The sequence below is a fragment of the Pseudomonas sp. RA_105y_Pfl2_P56 genome, assembly GCF_963970845.1.
Lineage (GTDB): Bacteria > Pseudomonadota > Gammaproteobacteria > Pseudomonadales > Pseudomonadaceae > Aquipseudomonas > Aquipseudomonas baetica_A.
On record NZ_CAXAPL010000050.1, the window covers coordinates 23,007 to 41,505 of the forward strand.

At 54.6% G+C, this 18,499-nt stretch carries 12 protein-coding genes; 1 reads left to right on the forward strand and 11 read right to left on the reverse strand.

Features of this window, described 5'->3' with window-relative positions; genetic code table 11:
• Positions 1 to 85 precede the first annotated feature (85 nt).
• The 10 genes from AACY11_RS25025 to puuE form a co-directional block, all read right to left on the reverse strand.
• Positions 86 to 1,888, reverse strand: coding sequence for a hypothetical protein (locus AACY11_RS25025; protein ID WP_339495965.1), 1,803 nt, complete (start codon positions 1,886 to 1,888; stop codon positions 86 to 88).
• Positions 1,889 to 2,137: 249 nt separating this feature from the next.
• Positions 2,138 to 5,671 (reverse strand): interferon alpha-inducible IFI6/IFI27 family protein, encoded by a 3,534-nt coding sequence (locus tag AACY11_RS25030; protein WP_339495966.1) that lies wholly within the window; start codon positions 5,669 to 5,671, stop codon positions 2,138 to 2,140.
• Positions 5,672 to 5,997: 326 nt separating this feature from the next.
• Positions 5,998 to 6,783: an outer membrane protein OmpK gene (locus tag AACY11_RS25035; RefSeq protein ID WP_339433959.1), complete on the reverse strand. Its 786-nt coding sequence runs from the start codon at positions 6,781 to 6,783 to the stop codon at positions 5,998 to 6,000.
• 368 nt (positions 6,784 to 7,151) lie between these two features.
• Positions 7,152 to 7,340 carry a hypothetical protein gene (locus AACY11_RS25040; protein WP_339433967.1) on the reverse strand — a complete coding sequence of 63 codons (189 nt, stop codon included), beginning with the start codon at positions 7,338 to 7,340 and terminating at the stop codon, positions 7,152 to 7,154.
• A gap of 43 nt (positions 7,341 to 7,383) precedes the next feature.
• Positions 7,384 to 8,742 (reverse strand): nucleobase:cation symporter-2 family protein, encoded by a 1,359-nt coding sequence (locus AACY11_RS25045; RefSeq protein WP_339433960.1) that lies wholly within the window; start codon positions 8,740 to 8,742, stop codon positions 7,384 to 7,386.
• Between the two features lie 222 nt (positions 8,743 to 8,964).
• Entirely contained in the window at positions 8,965 to 10,272 is a 1,308-nt protein-coding gene (locus AACY11_RS25050) for a urate hydroxylase PuuD (protein WP_339433961.1), read from the reverse strand.
• A 51-nt stretch (positions 10,273 to 10,323) separates the two neighbouring features.
• Entirely contained in the window at positions 10,324 to 10,827 is a 504-nt protein-coding gene (locus AACY11_RS25055; protein ID WP_339495967.1) for an ureidoglycolate lyase, read from the reverse strand.
• Positions 10,828 to 10,947: 120 nt separating this feature from the next.
• Complete coding sequence (alc, locus tag AACY11_RS25060; RefSeq protein WP_339433962.1) at positions 10,948 to 11,943, reverse strand: allantoicase; 996 nt, start codon at positions 11,941 to 11,943, stop codon at positions 10,948 to 10,950.
• Positions 11,944 to 12,030: 87 nt separating this feature from the next.
• Entirely contained in the window at positions 12,031 to 12,546 is a 516-nt protein-coding gene (gene uraD, locus AACY11_RS25065; protein ID WP_339433963.1) for a 2-oxo-4-hydroxy-4-carboxy-5-ureidoimidazoline decarboxylase, read from the reverse strand.
• Positions 12,543 to 13,469, reverse strand: coding sequence for an allantoinase PuuE (gene puuE / locus AACY11_RS25070; RefSeq protein ID WP_339466485.1), 927 nt, complete (start codon positions 13,467 to 13,469; stop codon positions 12,543 to 12,545). The genes uraD and puuE overlap by 4 nt, the downstream gene beginning before the upstream one ends.
• 420 nt (positions 13,470 to 13,889) lie before the next feature.
• Here puuE and uraH point away from each other — a divergent pair, with 420 nt between their 5' ends.
• The gene (uraH, locus tag AACY11_RS25075) at positions 13,890 to 14,243 is read left to right on the forward strand and encodes a hydroxyisourate hydrolase (RefSeq protein ID WP_339433965.1); all 354 of its coding nucleotides are present in this window, start codon (positions 13,890 to 13,892) and stop codon (positions 14,241 to 14,243) included.
• 176 nt (positions 14,244 to 14,419) lie between these two features.
• On the opposite strand, the gene AACY11_RS25080 is transcribed toward uraH, so the two are convergent.
• Positions 14,420 to 17,971, reverse strand: coding sequence for a calcium-binding protein (locus tag AACY11_RS25080; RefSeq protein ID WP_339495968.1), 3,552 nt, complete (start codon positions 17,969 to 17,971; stop codon positions 14,420 to 14,422).
• Between the last annotated feature and the right edge of the window lie 528 nt (positions 17,972 to 18,499).

Consider the following 18,499-nt stretch of genomic DNA (forward strand, 5'->3'; position numbering starts at 1 on the left):
GTCGACAGTCGGGTAGGCAGATGAAGCCGTCCCGGGCGTTGAATCACCAGGACGGCTGACCGTCGATTTTACTCAGCCAGATGGATCAACTCTCTCGAACAATATAGAACAGCGTTTGTTGGTCCGAGACTTTCTGCATGCCGCCTGCCAGATAGACAACCTTGTTGTAATCAAGCATCCGTTGCCATTTCGACGTTTCCAAACGGGCCCTGAGTTTCGGATCATTTATTTCAGCAGCAGGACCGACTGTTCGAAGTAACTCTCCACCAATCGCCGGGAAGGGGAATCTCAATACGAATACGGTATCCAGGTCTTTGCGTTCGAAGAGCAAAGCGTCCTCCCTGAACATGCGACTGGTGCGATCTACCTCATAACCGTTACTTTCGAGAAGGTTGCTGAATATGGAGCGCAAGCTGGAGTCCTGCGAGATCAGGAATCGGCTGGCATCGAAATCGAGTCGGCTGAAGGGCTCGGCAGACGGCGATGGCAATAAAAGCTTGTGGCCTGGCAGATTGTTGCCGGGGGATGGCAGCAGGGCGCGCAACATCAGCAGCGGGTCGGCCAGCTCCGGTCTTCGTGCACGGACGGTGGACCTGTTTTGCCAGTGATAAAGCGTGTCGAACAGAATGGTCAACCCATCGCCGTTGATGGTTTCAGACTGGTTCGCCTGATTGAACACGGCTTTGGCGATGGCGTTCGACGAATCACTCGACAAATACCGCATGGATTTGCCGACGTACTCGTTCAGCGAGACAGCAAACGGGTTTTGCTCCAGCACAGCCCATGCGCCAGCGGATTTGATGACCCACTTTGGTTGCAGTGATGGATCGGTTTTCAACATCTGCTCGAAGGCGTCGTAACGGCCGGGCGTGAAGAGGGGGTTCTGCAGGTACACAAGAACGGTATCGTCCTGAATCCGTTGCGGCACGATCACGTAGTGCAGGCCGTCTATTTCTATCGAGTCACTGCCCTCGGGTTTGCTGGATTTGCCCCAGCTTTTCCAGACTCCGGCGGTGGGTTGCGTGCCCGTTAAGCGCGCCGTCGATGGCCCGACAAGTGGTGATTGATCAGCGTCTGTCAAACGTTGGCGTTTGCTTGATCCCGGCAGTTGATCGTCGTTCGTTTTTATCCGCCAGCGTTTGGTTCCGGCAATAGGCTCAACCCGCGCGCCCAGCACGTTGCGGTCATGAGCAGCGGCTTGCTGATAACCGCCCTCCGAGTGTTTGCGTACCAGGAAAGTCGTCCCATCCTCCATGTCCACGTAGGATGCCCGGCGTTTGGTGTCGTAACGAATACCGTCCGGGCTCTCTTGCGCGCTGCTCAGGCTGGCGGCCTGCCTGGGGGAAAGGGGCGTTGGCGATCCTCCTGCTGTCTCGACGTTCGCCGCAACATGCATGGCCGCAGAGGACGCTTCGGGGCGCCAGTAAGGCTGTCCTTCTACCTGCTTGATGAGTGGGCCCTGTTCGCCCAGTTGCTCTGGCCAATGCAAGCGGTAGCGGCCATCGGCTTGGCGTTCGGCGCGAAAATAGCCTTCGTTGGCGACGTGGGCATAGGTATTGCCCTCTGGACTTTCGAACAGCCCACTTTCGCCGCCGAGGGGGCGTAACTGGTCGATATTATCAGCCGGCCAGGTAATTGCCTCCATGTTGGCTTGCAGCAACTCGGCAGAGGGGGACGGGTCGCTCACAATGACTGCTGGCGCAAGTTCGTTTGGGATTTGTGGGGTGTCTCGGGCATGAGATTCAAGTACATGACCCACTGATGTTGTCGGGTCGGAGCCGGCGATATGAGGAAGGTGGCCCACAGCCTCGTGAGGGAGCGTTTTCGGACTTGTCAGGTGTGTGTCGGTTGCAGGGGAGGAGGAGATTTTTTTCGGTGGTTTGGCCATATCGGATTTCTCTTCAACATGAGAGCTAAAGCGTTGTTGGAGAACGACGCAAGTGAACGCAGAGTCGACAGTCATCTCTTTTTGACAATCAACCGTTCGGACTCTGCGAGGGGGCATATGCTGGATAATCCGACGCCGTCTTGTGCGGTATATATGTATCGCGATCAAGGCAGTAAACGTTTCTTTCGTGTTTTTTAACGGCCTCGAATCCAGCGCTGCGTTTATCAAGTTGAAATAGCAGCGGATTATTTATGCGACGGGTACTTGCGAAAGTTGATCTGAAACCGATAGAACCGGAGCGGTTGGTTTATGATCGCATCGAGCGGAAATCACCAGATCTGACCTGTTAATGGTGCTGGCTGTCGAAGGTCTGCTGAACCAGTGGCGTCCTGGAAAGCTGTAGAACACACGTTTGTCCGGGTGGTTGTACAACTGGGCATGAAGGACTGGAAGTTCATGGTCTCCAAGCAATGCTTGACTGTCGGGCAGCGTGGCGGGGTAAGCCGGTGGCTCGACAAAATAACGAGCATCAATGCCGGAGACTGCAATTTGGTCGAAGGAAAGATCGACTGTCCGGATGATGCCTTCTTCGGTCGTCACGTACACCCTGTCGATAATGTCCGCGCTGTCTTCATAGACGGGCAGATGAACAGTGCAACTTCCGATGTACAGTTTGTTGTTGGTCAGTTTTATCTCAATAGTGCCCAGCGCTGTAGCATCGATATACCAGGTGGAAGAGTGCGACAATCTCACACGGGCGCTGGCGAGACCGCCTGGCGTCGAAATCTTGATGGTCATGTTGGCTACCAGATGAAGGAAGTACGTACCGCCTTCACCTTCCAGGCTCTCCATCGCCGTTTGCGCGGGATGAGATGAAAATTTGGCGCAGGCCCTCCCTGAGCTCAGTTTATAAGGTTCGTTTTCAGGAAGTTCAAACGGGTATTTGCCTCGTCGGTACCGCAGCGGCAACTGAATGAGATGTTTCCAGCGCATGAATTCAGATGTTTTATAGTCCGAAGGTTCTTCTGTTGTGGTGAGTCCGGCATTGGCCATCAGGCCGTCGTTGAAAATAAACAAGTATTGTTGGTTGGGGTGTTCGCGCATGTGTTGCAAGGCGAACCCCATGTCTGCCGACAGTTTGAAGCTCGAAAAATTTCGAAGTGTTAGTTTTTTTTCATCGAATGTATAGATCAAGTCACATTGAATGTCGATCTCGCTTTCTTGACTCACAAAGGCACCGTAGGATACTTCTACTTTTGTCAGTTCGGTGCTCGCGTAATCCAGATAAAGCTTGATGGCTTCTTTGGGGCGTTTTACCGAGCGGAAGATGATGTTTTTATCGGTGCGTGGGAGGTAATAACCGGTGAATCTCTGGTGCTCGATAAAGCAATCGGGGGTGTAAAGAATAATCGGTTCTATGGGGCTTCCTTGGCGGGTGATCACCGCTTTGACGTATTCGCGTTTAGAGTAGGTTATCGTTTCAGGGAGATCCGGGGTCAGGTGATAGCCGTCCTTGGTAACGAATGTCAGTGTCTTGTTTTTTAACTGACGTTTATTCGCTACTTCTTCATAAACGTCGTGTATGACTACACGGGTTTTCGGCGAATCGTCCATATCAAAATTCAACGTGACCCACAGAGAGTTATCGGCTCTCACCTCGAAACCATCTATCAGGTCCTTTCGGCAGCCCAGTTCAATAATGCTGTTCTCTTTACCGTCTTCGGTGATGGATAGTTGCCCGGGAACATGGGCAACGAAATATTCATCTGCGCCGGCATCACCCCAGGCTTCTGCACCCGAGGCCAGCAGTTGGATGATGTCGTTTCCTGCCCCCGCTCTGACGATGTCGGCGCCATGGGCCTTGATGACGTTGCGCTCCGGGGTTCCGGTCACGGTGCTGGACGCATGCGCTACGGTTTCGACATTTTCGATGCTCTCGACAACGCCGAGCGGGATACGGTTGTTCCCGCTTTCTGTAGCTGAGTCTGCAGTGATCGCATGGACCGTACCGGCCGGCAAGTCGACGTCATATCCGGCCTGTGGCTGCTTCTGGTGATGGTTTTTCAAATCAATCCTGCCCAGGATCAACGAGTCGTCGCCTGCCCCGCCCTTCAACGTCCAGCGATCAGAAAGTTCTAGAGTTGCCTGATGATTGATTTTTGCGCCCTGGAAGACGAAGAAGTCATCCTTCTCGCCGCCTGTCAGTTGTTTGTTTCCAGCGCCGTAGTAGAAAGCGTTCGGCTTCTTTTCTACCCCTTCAATGGAGTCATCACCACCGCCAATGAACCACAGGATGCTCTTTTCTGCTCCTGCTATACCCAGTTCAGCACCGGGCGTTTCGGCTGTCACCCCGTTTCGGCCGTCAATGATGTCGTTGCCGTCCTTTATTTTTGGCTTCATGACGGTATGCCGTTCCCACTTTCTGGTTAACCAGTGATGACGGCCTTCCAGGGTTGGTTCCAGTTCCACGTCGAAACTACCGTTAACGACGGCTTCGGTGGTGTCCTTCAATTGGACGTCGAGCAATGCCCTGGCCGTTTGCTTCAATTGTTTTGCGTGGTCGATCTTGGCTTTGGCGCTGAGAAAACGATTATGGACATCTTCGTCCGGATCCATGAAGCAGAATGCAAACCAGCCTGTGCGCCAGCGTTCTTCGACAGTGAGTTCGATGTAGTCATCGATGTCATCAACTATCCGTACAGCGGCATAGACCTGTGAGCCGAAAGCCATCAATGCTCCGGCAGCAAGGCCCACGGGACCTGCGGCCGAGAAACCGGCCATGGCTGCAGAGCCAAGGATGATCGTCATCGCCCCGCTGGCGACACTCAGGCCACCACTGACATAGAGATCCATCGCTGCCTTGCCAGTGGCATTTTCCGCTGCGATGAATGATCTGACGGCCGTGGTAATGTCGAACGGCAGGGTCAGTGCTCCTCCGACCAAACCACCGGAGCGGCTCAATCTGATTGCGGTACGAGTCTTGGCAAAATCCTTGAAGGCATTCTGGCCAGCCTTGAGCATTCTCGTGGCTTCTTGAGTAATTGTTACGTCGGTGATGATAGAGCCAACTTCTGCGAGAAGGCCGGCACCGTTGATTTTAAGTTCAGTAGAATCGTGGGCTTTGTACGCGTAGTACAAACCGCGAATTCCCATGAATATTCCGAATGCTTGAATGCCGACGCTAGAACCGAGCGTGAAATTGCTCCACGCCTTCGATATCCAATGAGGCGGATTTTTCGGTAAGTTGGCGTGCCGTAGATCCAGTTTGTGTGTTGAATTCAATAACTTCTCTAATTTACTGCGAAGTTGTCCTGCGTCATCAGTGCGGTCGGTGTCCTCTCTGATCAATCGCGCAGAAGTGATCGGTCGCCGACTGGCCATTTCGAACAGCAGATCTGGCAACAAGTAACTGTCCCGGCCGGTTGCCGATTTCATAATGCTTTCTATATCGTTCAAACTGAACTGTAACGAGTTGATGAAAGAACGCTTCGGTACGCGGAAGAATGTGTTTGTTCCATTTAAAGGCTGGCCGTCAATACGTGCGCCCAATACTGCAAGGGATACTCGTGTTACGGATATAGGGCCGATTTCAATTGGGCCAAAGATACGGTCGTTTATTTTAAGTTGGCTTGTTTTTTCGCTGCTTGGCGCGTTTTTTCCGTTATCTGTCTCACTGCTCAGATCAAGAGTCGAATCAGTGTGTTGATTGGGGCCCAAAGGTTCCAGTTCGGTTATGATAACCGCGTCATGATGTATCGAGGCGTCTTGGAAGGGGGTGGCCATTTGAATATCCTTATTCGAGTGGTCTTTATATTGAGCGTCGGGTGGCATGTTAGTGTTGGGTTTTTACTTCTGTATATCTTTGGTTTGTTGCCATGTATTGCACATGCGCAGAAGTTATTGTTGATGTTTTAGTTTGCCATTTTCAGGTTTGAGTGGGTGCAACCGGCCTTGACATTATTAAACCGGTTTTAGGGCCGGTCTGGTTTTGTTTGAACGCTGTATTGTCTTGGCGGGTATCATCGCGGGCGAACTCCCACAGGTTTTGTGAACGGCACGGATCACTGTGGGAGCTTGTTCGCGAAGGCGCCCCTGAGGACGCGGCGGGATCAGAAGTGGAACTTCACTAGGAAGCTGGTCACGTTCTGATTGGTGGTGAACGCACGGGTGTCGTCAATCCCGTACTTGTCTTTCCAGTAGTCGTACTCGACACCCACATACAACTGCTTCTCGCCGAAATTCAGCGCCTTGCCCAAGTCATATTTGACCTGAGGGTTGAAGTGCAGGTTGGCGTGGTATTCGCCACGGTGGTTGACATCGTTGTCGACCACCCAGTCCATGAAACCGTCGATCAGAATATTCGAATCGCCGACCGGGATGGTGTAAGACCAGACCGGCGTGATCTGCCAGACGTTGTCGCCCGGACGCGAACCTTCGGTGTGGCGCTGGTAGAAGTTCAACTGAAAGTAGTCGAAGCCCGGGATCGCCAGGTCAAAGCCAGGACCGATCAGATACGACTCGACGTCGCCTTCACCGAATTCATAAGTCATTGCCAACAGCACGTCTTTGACCGGGCCGAACTCGATTTTCTGGTCGAGAATCTTGCCAAGCGACAGGCGCGGGCTGAATTCGCCATAGTAGGTGTTGTTGCCGACACCGCCGTCTGGTTTGCCGTTATAGAAGATCTTGTCGACGAACAGGAAGTTGTCCCCATACTTCCAGCCGTCGGCGTGCTCGAAGGTCACGGTCTGCTGAATGGCAGGGTTGACCTTGAAGTCCTTGCCGTAGAGGTAGGTCAGGCTGTTGTTTTGCCACTGCAGCAGACCATCGGCCATGGCCTGGCCCCCGGCCAGCATGGATCCCGCGAGTATCAGGCTGGTGCACATACGTTTCATTCGGTTGCTCCCAAAGTAGGTGTTCCACGTTTATTTTTTTAAGATCGGCGCTCTGGTGTGGCGCCTTTTTTCTTCGTTGCAAAAGTCATCCAAACGGTCAGCTTTCATGCTGTTAGCAAAAGCTGAGCCAAGGCTTTCAAAAAGCAAAAAAACGCCCTTTCGTCTGCTGAAAAACAGTCGATTGAGTGTGTTTTCGGGATGCCTCGGCACTGACCGGGGCCGGGATAAGTTGGCTTTTCGGTCAGAAATTAAATCCGGGCTTTTTTTTAGACCGAATTCAAGAGGCCGCGGAGAATACTGACTCCTCGGCCAGCTCTCAAGTGCCCCGCAACAGAGCACTGGCAACAGGTATGGGGCACGGTTGCGGGTCATCTTAAAAGTGCACCTTCGCCGTACTCGTAGGTCATCGCCAGCAGGAACTCGATCTTCTGGCCGAAGTTCTTGCCGTACAAGTCGCTCAGGCTGTTGGTCTGCCACCGCCGTAAATCGCCGGCCATGGCTTGGGAGGCGGCGAGCAGGTCGCCACTCAATAGCGAGTTCGATTGCGTGGGAATCATCGGGTGCTCCCTCTTGTTTTTATTGTTTGAGGCGGGGGTGCTGTTAGTGCTGGTGTGCGTGGCAGTCGTTGATCACTGCGCGCTCTTTGCCGCCGAGGATGTTGAACAACAAGTTCAGCGTCAGTGCGCTGAGGGTTGCCATGGCGATACCGCTATGGGTGATCGGACTCATCCACATCGGCAGATGTGCGAAGAACTCCGGACGGACCACCGGGATCAGCCCCATGCCGATGCTCACCGCCACCAGCAACTGATTGCGACGGTCACCGATGTCGGCTTCTTGCAGAATCTTGATGCCGGTCGCCGCGACCATGCCGAACATCGCAATTGCCGCACCGCCGAGCACGGCCGGTGGAATCGACGCCACGAGGAACGCCGCTTTGGGCAGCAGGCTGAGAACGATCAGCAAGCCACCCGCAACGATCGTCACCGAGCGGCAGCGCACGCCCGTCATCTGTACCAGGCCGATGTTCTGCGCAAAGGAGGAGTGGGTGAAGGTGTTGAAGAACCCGGCGAAAAACGACGCCGCCGCGTCACACATCAAACCGCGACGCAGCATGCGCGGGCAGACGTCCTGGTCGGTGATCTTGCCCAGTGCCAAAAACATTCCGGTGGACTCGACGAAGATGATCACCACGACCAGGCACATCGAAAGGATCGGCGCGAGTTCGAATTTCGGCATGCCGAAATGCAGCGGGGTGACGAACTGAACCCATGGCGCGTTGGCCATGCCGCTCAGGTCGACCATGCCGATGGCGCCGCACAACACGTAGCCGAAGCACATGCCGATCAACACGGAAATATTCACCCAGAAGCCACGCATGAAACGGTGGATCAGCAAAATGGTGCCCAGCACCAGTGCGGCGATGGCCAGATAAATCGGTGAGCCGAATTGCGCAGCAGCGGCACCGCCACCGGCCCAATTCACGGCCACGGGAAACAACGACAAACCGATCGAGGTGATGACCGTGCCGGTCACCAGCGGCGGGAAGAAGCGTACGACCTTGGACATGAACGGCGCGATGATCATGCCGAAGAATCCAGCGGCGATGGTTGCACCGAAGATCCCTTGCAGACCGATACCGGGCATGCCGGCCATGGCGACCATGCTGCCGACAGCGGCAAAACTGGCGCCCATCATCACGGGCATGCGGATGCCCATCGGGCCGATGCCGAGCGACTGCACGATGGTGGCGATGCCGGCGACCAGCAGGTCGGCGTTGATCAGGAAGGCGATTTCTTCACGACTCAGGCCAGCGGCCTGTCCGATGATCAGCGGCACCGCGATGGCGCCACCGTACATCAGCAGAACGTGTTGCAAACCGACCAGGATCAGTTGCAAAAAGGGCAAACGCTGAATGGCGGGTGCGTCGGGGATGCGCGCTTTGGACAGCTCGGACATGCAACACCTCGGATCTTTTTTATTCTTGTGATTGAACAGCTGTCGGGTTGCTCACAGCTGTTTCTTTGCATCAGGTAAACCTGTGGGAGCGGGCTTGCTCGCGAAGGGGCCATAACATTCAACATCACGTTGACTGCCCCGACGCTTTCGCGAGCAAGCCAGCTCCCACAGGGATAAAGGGTGTCCTTGTGGGAACGAGCCTGCTCGCGAAATTTTCAGGGCTTAGTTGGTCTGGGCTCCCTGCGCGATCCATGCACCGATCAGGTCACGTTCCTGCTGGGTCATCTGTGTGATGTTGCCCAGTGGCATGATCTGTGTGGTGATGGCTTGCGCTTGGATCCGCGCCGCGTTCTGGCGGATCTGCTCGGGGGTGTCGAACATCACACCCGCTGGCGCTGCGCTGAACAACGGGCTGGTTGGTTTGGCCGAATGGCAGACCGCGCAACGTTCCTGGATCACGTTGTGCACCTTGTCGAACGCAGGACCTGCATTGGACGCTTGCGCCGGTGCAGCAGGGGCAGCCGGAGCTGCAGGTGCCGCCGCTTCAGCCGGTTTCGCGCCACCACCCAGCGCCGTTTCCGGCAGCGGCTGGTATTCGATTTTCGCAGGCGCCTTGGCCACGTCCGGGCTGGTCATCGGTGCAGGGCCGGTGACGTAAGCCAGGCTGATCATGCCCACCGCTGCCACCGGCAGTGTCCAGGCAAACTTGTGGCTGTCGTGACGGGTGTTGAAGTAGTGACGCACCAACACTGCCAACACGGCGATCCCGGCCAGGATCAACCAGTTGTACTGGCTGCCATAAGTGCTCGGGAAGTGGTTGCTGATCATGATGAACAGCACCGGCAGGGTGAAGTAGTTGTTGTGACGCGAACGCAGCAAGCCTTTGGCGGGCAGCGCCGGGTCCGGGGTGCGGTTCTCGGCAATCGCGGCGACCAGTGCGCGCTGCGCCGGCATGATGATACGGAACACGTTACCGACCATGATGGTGCCGATGATCGCGCCGACGTGCAGGTAAGCACCACGACCGCTGAATACTTTGCTGAAGCCATACGCCGCGCCGATGATCAGCACGAACAGAATGAAACCGAGCAGAGCAGGGCGTTTGCCCAGGGCCGAGTCGCACAGGAAGGAGTAGATGAACCAGCCCAGGAACAGCGAGCCAATACCGATGGCCACGCCTTCAGGGCCGCTCAGCGTGCTGCCCGGAGCCAGCAGATAGAGCGTCGGGTTGGAGTAGAACACCACGCACAGCAGCGCGATACCCGACATCCAGGTGAAGTAGGCTTCCCATTTGAACCAGTGCAGGTTTTCCGGCATTGCCGGTGGGGCCAGTTTGTATTTTTCCAGGTGATAGATACCGCCGCCGTGGATCGCCCACAGGTCACCGGCCAGACCGGTTTTCGGGTTGACGCGGTTGAGGTTGTTCTCCAGCCAGACGAAGTAGAACGACGCGCCGATCCAGGCCACGCCAGTAATCATGTGAACCCAGCGCACGCTCAGGTTCAGCCATTCCAACAGATGTGCTTCCACAGTCTTTACCTCTCGCCTGTCACTCTTGTTGTCGAGTGATCAGACCTTCTCTTATTGGTGGGGGGCGAGGATCAAACGCTCATCCTCTTTGAAAAAATGCTCATCGCAGTTATTGCCTGTGCCACTGCGATCAACCACCAGGAAGTCATCCCGCTTTTCGATCGTCAGCACCGGGTGGTGCCAGACGCCGCGATGGTAATTAATGCCCTGCCTGCCGTTGGTGACGAAGGCGCGGACCAAGCCTGATACAGGTTCATCGCCAAGTGGCGCGACCACGATCAGAAAGGGGTTGCCGAGCAGCGGAATGAAAGCCTGGCTGCCCAGCGGATGGCGTTCCAGCATGCAAACGGTCAGCGGCATGTCATGCGCGTCGGCGCGGAAGATGCTGATGATCGCGTTGTCCTCAGGCTGGGCGGTTTCGACCGTCGCCAGTTTGTGGAAGCGCATGGTCGAACCGTTGTTGATCATGAAGTGATCGCTGCCGTCGGTTTCGATCACGTCACCGAAAGGGGCGAAGGCTTCTTTGGTCAGCGGTTCAATCGTCAGTGTGCGCATGCTGTTCTTCTTATCCGAATACTATGTTGACTGTTCTGACGCCTTTGCGAGCAGGCTCGCTCCCACATTTGGAATGCAATCCCCTGTGGGAGCGAGCGTGCTCGCGAATGGCTTCACTGCTTACTTAGCGACCTTGCCCAGTACGCGCAGGCGACTCACGCCACCATCAGGGAACACGTTCAGACGAATGTGAGTGATTGGGCCCAGTGCCTTGATCTGCTCGGCGAAGGTGTGTTCGGCGTGCATTTCCAGCTTCTGGCTTGGCAGCAGTTCGCGCCAGAACAGCGACTGGGTTTCGATCTGGCTGTCGGTGCCGCCTTTCACGAATGCGCCCTGGATCGAGCAGGTGTCCGGGTAGTTGCCCTTGAAGTGCAGGGTGTCGACGATGATTTTTTCGATCTCGCCCGGGTGACCCAGCGCAACGATGACCCAGTCATTGCCCGGAGTACGACGACGTGCAGTTTCCCAGCCGTCGCCCATGTTGATGCCACGGCCCGGGTTGAGGATGTTGCTCATGCGGCCGAAGTGTTCATCGGAGCAGGCGAGGGCGCGGCCACCGTTGAGGGCTGCAGCCAGGTCGACTTGCTCGTTGTCGCCAACAGCAGACCAGTCGCGGAACGGCACGCCATACACGCGTAGACGGGCTACGCCGCCGTCCGGGTAGATGTTGAAGCGCAGGTGGCTGAACGCTTGGTCGTGGCTGATTTCGTGGTAGTGGTGGCTGTTGCCCTGCAGCTCGACGGCCGACAGCACTTCGGTCCACTGGGTGTTTTCGTCAGGCTCGCCCGAGGCCAGGAAGCACGCTTCCAGCGAGGCCGATGGCGGGAAGTTGCCGGTGAAGAATGAAGTGTCGATGTCCACGCCTTTGATCGAGCCCGGTACGCCCAAACGAATCACCGCGCTGTCGTAGCCTTCAAAGCGCTTGCGACGCGATTCCCAGCCGTCCATCCACTTGCCGTTGTCATCGAACACGCCCTCCTTCCACACGGCCGGGGTCGGTTGGAACAGACGATTGGCGTCTGCGAACCAGTCATCGGTGACCGAGATGATTTTGGTGCCCAGACGGGCATCGGCCAGGTTGACGAACTTCTCGAAAGGTACGGCGTAAGCTTTCATTCTTCTTGTCTGCCTTTAATAAGTTGGCTGGGGATGCTTGCGAGGCCCTGGGCATTCTCCGCGTCTGCCATGCTCGGGCCAGGCTTGCTAAAGAGTCAGTAAACGGAACAGGGCGATCTTGTTGATCTGCGCCAGCGCGCATTTGAATTCGGTGTCGACCGAGTTGTGAATGCGCGTTTCGAACGCTGCGAGGATCTGATGCCGGTTGCTGCCTTTTACCGCCATGATGAAGGGAAACTTGAACTTGGCTTTGTAGGCGTCGTTCAGCTCGGTGAAGCGCTGGAACTCTTCGGCCGTGCATTGGTGAATCCCCGCGCCCGACTGTTCTTCAGTACTGGCCGCGGTCAACTGGCCCTGAACGGCAGCTTTGCCGGCCAGGTCCGGGTGAGCGTTGATCAGTGCCAGTTGGCTGGCATGATCGGCGCTCAACAGGATGTCGCTCATGCGCTGGTGCAGGGTTTCGATCTCGTCGATCGAAGCGTCCGCGCCCAGGTCATAGGCCTTCTCGGCCACCCATGGCGAATGTTCGTAGATGTCGGCGAAGGCTTTGACGAAGGCGTCGCGGCTCAGGGTCGACGGTTGCAGGGTTTGAAAGCGGCTCATTGGGCGGCCTCTTGGTACGGGTGGGTTTCGTGCCAGTGACGTGCGATGTCGACGCGGCGGCTGAACCACACCTGTTCATGACTTTTGGCGTATTCGATAAAGCGTTTGAGCGATGCGAGGCGACCCGGACGGCCGATCAGACGGCAGTGCAGACCGATCGAGAGCATCTTCGGTGCTTCGGCGCCTTCGGCGTACAGCACATCGAACGCGTCTTTGAGGTATTCGAAGAAATCGTCACCCTTGTTGAAACCCTGCACTTGGGTGAAGCGCATGTCGTTGGTGTCGAGGGTGTACGGGATCACCAGATGCGGCTTGCCGGTCGGGTTGTTCGGTTCCCAGTAAGGCAGGTCGTCGTCGTAGGTGTCGCAGTCGTAGAGGAAACCACCTTCTTCCATCACCAGGCGACGGGTGTTCGGGCCGGTGCGACCGGTGTACCAACCCAGTGGGCGTTCGCCGGTGATTTCGGTGAGGACGCGGATCGCTTCGAGCATGTGCTCGCGTTCCTGCGCTTCATCCATGTACTGGTAGTCGATCCAGCGATAGCCGTGGCTGCAGATCTCGTGGCCGGCATCGACCATCGCACGGATCACATCCGGATGGCGCTGGGCGGCCATGGCAACGGCGAAGATGGTCAGCGGAATGTCGAATGCCTTGAACAGCTTGAGGATCCGCCAGACGCCGGCGCGGCTGCCATACTCGTAAAGCGATTCCATGCTCATGTTGCGCGCGCCTTGCAGCGGCTGAGCGGCAACCATTTCAGACAGGAAGGCTTCGGATTCTTTGTCGCCGTGCAGAATGTTGCGCTCGCCGCCTTCTTCGTAATTGAGTACGAACGACAGGGCGATGCGGGCATTGCCCGGCCAGTGTGGGTGAGGAGGGTTACTGCCGTAACCGATCAGGTCGCGTGGGTAGTCAGCGCTCACTGCAGTCTTCCTTCTTATTCGTTGACAGAGTTGTGTGGCGGCCTGGCAGGCTGGCGTCACAGCGATGGGCTGATTGTATACAACTTTATTCTCAATTTGTAAGCCTGATTTTTTGCATTTTTCACCGACTGTCATCTTTTACGGCCAATGGCGTGAGCCTGCAAGAAACCTGCCTGGTCAGTCAGCTAATGGATCGCAGGCTCAATAGATAAGTGCGTAGGGGGCAGATCCTGGGCAAACGCCCGAGTGTCGGGGGTGAAGTGAAAAATGTCGTTTTTATTGTGTACAATTTTTTTGAAAAGTGTCTTAATCAGTCGCTCGCCGCAACTTTTCGTGCTCCGAATCGGTGCGGTCTCCTTTTCACCTGACTTCGGGAGGCGCGAAGTCTGACTGCTCTTTGCGGCCAGGCGCGCAGAATCAATGGGACGTTTGACAACTCACGTATTGGACGCTGCACACGGTTGCCCGGGCAGCTCGATCAAGGTCGAGCTCTACCGCGTTGAAGGTTCGCACCTGGAATTGGTCGCCAGTGCACTCACCAACAGCGATGGCCGGGTTGATGCGCCGCTGCTGCAAGGCGATGACTATCGTAGCGGGGTTTATCAGGTCCAGTTCCATGCGGGCGACTACTACCGCGCCCGTGGCGTTCAGTTGCCTGAGCCGGCATTTCTGGACGTGGTCGTGCTGCGCTTCGGCATCTCAGCCGAGCAGGATCACTACCATGTGCCATTGTTGATTTCGCCTTACAGCTATTCCACCTATCGGGGCAGCTGACCCCCAAGCAGCTGCCCCTACCGGGAAGCGACTGCGCATATAGCTTCTTTGGTCTTTTGCCCGCTCACACTGCGGGCTTTTTTTCGCCAGGTGAGTGCAATCGTACCGCTCACCTGACAGCACCCTTTGAGATATTCTGAATGTTCTCCCAGCGACGCGCCGGAAGAACATCAGTATCAATGATCAGGCAGTGAAATCTTGAATAGATCTGGAGTCTGATGGGGGCATTGATTAAATACTTTCAGGTCGGAGTAACTTATTTTTCGAGACTTATTGCTGTCTAGAATCCACTTGCGCTCCGGTATGTTGAATTTTAGTTTTCCGGTACTGCCATCATTCATTGCAATGTGCTTGACCGGGAGTTCGCGTTGTTTAATGGCAGAAAGTTCCTTGGGAAGCTCGGTTTCAGCATCGACTGGTGGCACAAAAAAACGAGCGTCCAGACCGATAATGGAAAAATTTTCAAAAATGAGATTGACGGTATAAATGACGCCCATTGGCGCAATCACGAGGATTTCGTCAATAAGGTCTTCGGGATGCGAATATTGAGGTACATGAATCGTAGTCGTTCCAATATACAGTTTGTTATTTGCCAGGCTGATTGTGAATTCGCTGAGTTCAGTGGCATCAAGTTCCCAGGTCGTCGAGTTTCTCAACCTGTCTTTGGCGTTGGCCAGCCCGCCGGGAGTCGAAACTCGTAAAACTCTATTGTCAGACAGATGAAGAATATGGACGCCTCCCGCACCCTCTATGTTGTCGATGGCTATCTGTTCGCTCACAGGTAGTACCGTGGCGCAACGAACCAAACGGTCCACCTCCAGCGTCTCGGTTTCGGGAAGTTCAAAAACTGCATCGTCTTTCATTCGTAACGGAAAACGGTAGTCGTGGCTGGTAAGCGTATTTCCGCTGACGCTATGCTTATAGTGTTTCGGTGGGATGGCGTATTGTTTCTCAAGGTTAAGGGTGTGGGCTTTTTCATCCCTGAACACCAGCATGTATCCATGAATGGACACTTTTTCCATGGCTTGTTTGAGTGCGGCGTCGAGTGTGGTTTCCGTATATTGTCCAAATCCGGAAATCTGCAGCAGATTTTTTCCAAAGTAAAACAGGAAATCACATGAAACGTTGACTTTGTTTTTGTCGGCTGCCTTGTTCATCTCTATGGATGGTGTTGTCGCAAATGCCACATGGGCGCTCGTCAATTCGGAACTGTCATAGTCGAGGAATATACGAGTGCCGTAATAAGAGCTGGGGTTGCGTTCGGTTACGAATTGAGTGTGTGAGTTAAAACGCTGAACGTAATAGTGTGTGTTGCGGTCGGTAGGAACACTGCACAGGGATTTGTGGAGGATGACCGTGTTCTCCGGGCGGCCGGCTTTGATGATTTCGGCTTTGATTTCAATGGGGTTGTAGTGTTCTATTGTTTCAGGAAGGTCAGGCTTCAGATAATAACCATCCCTGGTAATAATGGTCAGTTTGTTGTTTTTCAGGGCTCGATGTTCGCCAGACTCTTTGTAAACGTCATCGATGCATACCTTGTAGCGGCGCCCATAATGAAAATCGAACTTTAATATGATAATGAGACGGTGCCTGCGCAATTCCCATTTCTCAATATGATCCATTCTCCAGCCCAGCGAGATAATACTTTCCTCAACACCATCTTCTGTAATGCCTACTGAGCCCTCCGCCAGCGCCACATAATAAAAATCCGCTCCGGATTGGCCGAATGCGGACCCACCACCCAGCAGGTAAATTTGGTCATTACCCGCACCGGCGTAGATTTTGTCATTGCCTCTGGACTTGATTACATTGGATTCATCCGTGCCAGTGACAATACTCGTTCCGCCTGGCAGGGTTTCCACATTTTCAATACTGTCGAGTTGTGCTTTCAAGGAATATTTTTTTGAGCCTTCAATCCACGGTTCCGGACCGGGTGTGAAGACCCGCAAGGTGCCCGCCGACAGGTCGACATCGATGCCCCGACCGGATGTACGAAACAACTGTTCGCCCTCAAGAATCAACGTGTCGCTGCCTGCACCACCCTTAAGTGTGGAAAACTCAGCACTTTCGATATTGCTTTCGAGCACTTGAGCCGCATTCTCGGCGACGAATTTGTCATCTTTATCACCCCCTGTCAGATTCTTTGTCCCCGATCCGTAACAAAAGTTATTGGGTTTTTTTTCGACCCCGATAATCGTGTCGTCTCCCTCACCCATCAGCCAGATAACACCTTTATTTTCCCCTGGGGAGCCGAGTACTGCGCCGGGCGTTTGCGCGGTGACGCCGTTTCGTGCATCAATCGTATCGGCCAGACCCACTACTTCAGGTACGTAGACGATCGGCATGATATCCAGCCCCCATTTTCTTGCTTGCACTCTTCTTTTCTTCAGTCTGTCTTCGTAGTTGCCATGTACGATGGCCTCAGTGGTGTCCTTATGTGTCTGGTCAAGCATGTTTCTGGCTGCCGTATGCAACCGCTTGGCAGTTTCGATTTTTGCTTTGGCAAGTTCGTAGCGATTCTTGATGTCTTGATCGATTTCCATCAACGGCACAAACGAGAACCATCCGGTACGCAAGCGCTCCTCAGCGGTCAGCTCAATGTAGTCGTCGATTTCGTCAACCACACGAACTGCCCCGTAGATTTGTGAGCCGATGGCCATGAATAGACCACATGCAAGGCCGACGGGGCCTGCGGCAGAGAAGCCGGCCATGGCGGCGGCCCCCAGAATGACGGTCATGGCAGCACTGGCAACATTCAAACCTCCGCTGACGTAATGATCCATGGCTTCTTTGCCGGTTTTATTGCTGGCGGCATTGAACTCTTTGACTGCGCTATAGATATCGAACGGTAACGTCAGCGCTCCCCCAGCAAGCCCGCCTGAGCGGCTCAATCTGATTCCGGATCTGGTTTTGACGAAGTCCTTCATCGCACCATTGCCAGCCTCAAGCATGCGCTGCCCGGCTTTGGTGAGGGCAATGTCCGTGACAATCGACCCGACTTCCACCCCGACACCGACACTGTTGAAAATGATTTCATCCTTCTCATTCTTCTGGACGGCATCGTAAATACCCCGAATGCCCATGAAGATGCCGAAGGCCTGAATACCTACGCTTGCGCCGACGGTGGAATGATTTTTGATGATGATCCAGCTTGGACTGCTTTTCTTTTTTGAGTAAGCCACTCGCAGATCAAGATTTTGGGCCGAGTTCAGAAGCCGAGACATTTTTTTGTGGTAGCCACCTTCCTCGACTTTCACACCGGCTTCTTCTCTTATTACCGGAGGAGCAGTGGGCGGGCGCAAGTTGGCCATCTCGAACAGCAGTGAGGGGAGTAGATAGTCACCGCCGAAAGTAGAAATTTTCATGCGTTTCTCGATTTCGGGGTAGCTCAGTTGCAGGGAGTTTACGAATGATCGAGGGGGTGTACGAAACTGAGTGTTATGGCCAGTCAGCGGTTGACCATCAATAGTCGCACCCAAAGCATCCAGGCCGCGTCGAGTTATTGTGTAGGGGCCTATTTTAAAAGGGCCGAACAGATCGTCGAGCATCTTGAGTTGACCGGGTTTACGTCGACTGTTCTCGGGCGTCGTATTATTACCATCGTTGTCGATGTCAGCTTCGAAGTCCATCGTCGAGGCGGTTCGTTCGTTGGCATGAATTCCCATATCGAAAACGGCGATAGCGTCATCTTGTGGGTAGGTTTTTTCAACCGGGATGGGCGTTGACATCTAAACTTCCTTGTTGGTGATGTTTAACTTGAAAAGTATCGCTGGGCGCTGCTGCGGTAAAGCTGGTATTTGATGCAATAAGTTTTTTTGTTTTTTGTTTTTTGTTTTTTTCGCAGCAGCTGACGATCGTGCGCTGTTTTTCGCAAGCGTGGTCTGGAAGGATATGACGCAGAGTTAGTGTTATGTGTTTTCTGCCGGGCGGGTCGCTTAATCGTTCTGATCAGCGCTCTCTTATGATGAACAGCGTTGTTTGCCCCAGAGCATCAGTTTGAACACCTCCGAGCAGATAGACAATTTTGTTTGCATCCATGTAACTGGCCAGAGGGTGCTGTTGCTGACCGATCCGGGTCTGCAACATGGCAGAGGTCAGTGTCAACCCCGGGGCGATGGGGCGCTTTAGCCGGGAGTGTCAGATTTTTTGTGTGCGGGCCGGTAACGGCCTGCCGTAAGGCAAGCCCTTCTTTCACCAGTTCAACCTGGTAAATCGATCTCCATAAAGAATCGCAAACTGATTCATTGCTGTCTTCC

What these genes read in the sequence shown, in the direction of transcription:
- AACY11_RS25025 (WP_339495965.1), bottom strand. Translation starts at nt 1,888, where the DNA reads ATGGCCAAACCACCGAAAAAAATCTCCTCCTCCCCTGCAACCGACACA.
- AACY11_RS25030 (WP_339495966.1), bottom strand. Translation starts at nt 5,671, where the DNA reads ATGGCCACCCCCTTCCAAGACGCCTCGATACATCATGACGCGGTTATC.
- AACY11_RS25035 (WP_339433959.1), bottom strand. Translation starts at nt 6,783, where the DNA reads ATGAAACGTATGTGCACCAGCCTGATACTCGCGGGATCCATGCTGGCC.
- AACY11_RS25040 (WP_339433967.1), bottom strand. Translation starts at nt 7,340, where the DNA reads ATGATTCCCACGCAATCGAACTCGCTATTGAGTGGCGACCTGCTCGCC.
- AACY11_RS25045 (WP_339433960.1), bottom strand. Translation starts at nt 8,742, where the DNA reads ATGTCCGAGCTGTCCAAAGCGCGCATCCCCGACGCACCCGCCATTCAG.
- AACY11_RS25055 (WP_339495967.1), bottom strand. Translation starts at nt 10,827, where the DNA reads ATGCGCACACTGACGATTGAACCGCTGACCAAAGAAGCCTTCGCCCCT.
- alc (WP_339433962.1), bottom strand. Translation starts at nt 11,943, where the DNA reads ATGAAAGCTTACGCCGTACCTTTCGAGAAGTTCGTCAACCTGGCCGAT.
- uraD (WP_339433963.1), bottom strand. Translation starts at nt 12,546, where the DNA reads ATGAGCCGCTTTCAAACCCTGCAACCGTCGACCCTGAGCCGCGACGCC.
- uraH (WP_339433965.1), top strand. Translation starts at nt 13,890, where the DNA reads ATGGGACGTTTGACAACTCACGTATTGGACGCTGCACACGGTTGCCCG.
- AACY11_RS25080 (WP_339495968.1), bottom strand. Translation starts at nt 17,971, where the DNA reads ATGTCAACGCCCATCCCGGTTGAAAAAACCTACCCACAAGATGACGCT.